Origin of the sequence: Clostridium tyrobutyricum (assembly GCF_019144085.1) — a bacterium.
GTDB lineage: Bacteria > Bacillota > Clostridia > Clostridiales > Clostridiaceae > Clostridium_B > Clostridium_B tyrobutyricum_A.
On the sequence record NZ_JAHHUY010000079.1, the window covers coordinates 1 to 1,133 of the forward strand.

General features: G+C 33.8%; 1 protein-coding gene. It reads left to right on the top strand.

Annotated elements, in window-relative coordinates; genetic code table 11:
• Positions 1 to 1,133, top strand: a 1,133-nt coding sequence (locus KM800_RS15075; protein WP_217813818.1) for a glycoside hydrolase domain-containing protein, incomplete at both ends; no start/stop codon positions are given.

Below are 1,133 nucleotides of genomic sequence, written 5' to 3' on the forward strand. Positions count from 1 at the left end.
GATGGTGGATATGGTAATGGTGTTATAACTGCTATAAAAAAGTTTCAATCAGATGCAGGTCTAACAACTCAAGATGGGATTACAACTCCAATGATTTTTAAAGCATTATTAAATACTGATGCATATGTATTAATTTCTGGTGGTGATACTAATATTAGAACTATCCAGCAGAATCTTAATCGTGACTATAATAGTGTAATTGGATTAATACCTTCAAATGGCGTATATTCACGTTCAACAAATACAGCATTGATAAAAGCAGTGCAGCATGAAGAAGGAAATAGTACAGATGGTATATGGGGTTCCACTACTCAGGCTGGATGTCCAATAATTCCCGGTACTAATGCTACTAAGAAGTTTATATTGTTGCTTCAATATTCTCTATACTGTAATGGATATAATCCAAATGGTTTTGATGGGTTATATGGAAATGGACTTAAAACAGCAATAATAAATTTTCAACAGTTTGTAGGCTTAACTGCAGATGGTTATGCAGGATCTCAAACATGGGCATCACTTTTAGTTAGTACAGGCGATCCAAATAGAAAAGGTACGGCATGTGACTGTTCTACAACTATAACAGCTGAAAAAGCAGCTACATTAAAAGCCAATGGATATGAAATAGTTGGAAGATATCTTACGGGAATATATGCAATGACACATGATGAATTAGAAACTATATTTGCCAATAACCTCAAAGTTGTTCCAATATTTGAAGTTGGAGGATATAATTTGATTTACTTTACTTCATCACAGGGAGTATCAGATGCAAATTCTGCAATAGCTGCGGCCAATAATCTAGGATTTCCTGATGGTACAATAATATATTTTACAGTTGATTTCGATGCTCTAGATATAAATGTGACGAATGCTATAATCCCTTATTTTAAGGCAATTAAGAATACATTTACTGAGTTAGGTTCAAAGTATAATATAGGTATATATGCACCTAGAAATGTTTGCAGCAGAATTGCTAATGCCGGATATTCATGCAGTAGTTTTGTATGTGATATGTCTTCAGGATTTAGTGGAAATTTAGGATATACTCTACCGCAAGACTGGGCATTTGATCAAATTCATACTATTTCACTTGGAAGTGGATCCGGACATATAGAAATTGACAATGATATATC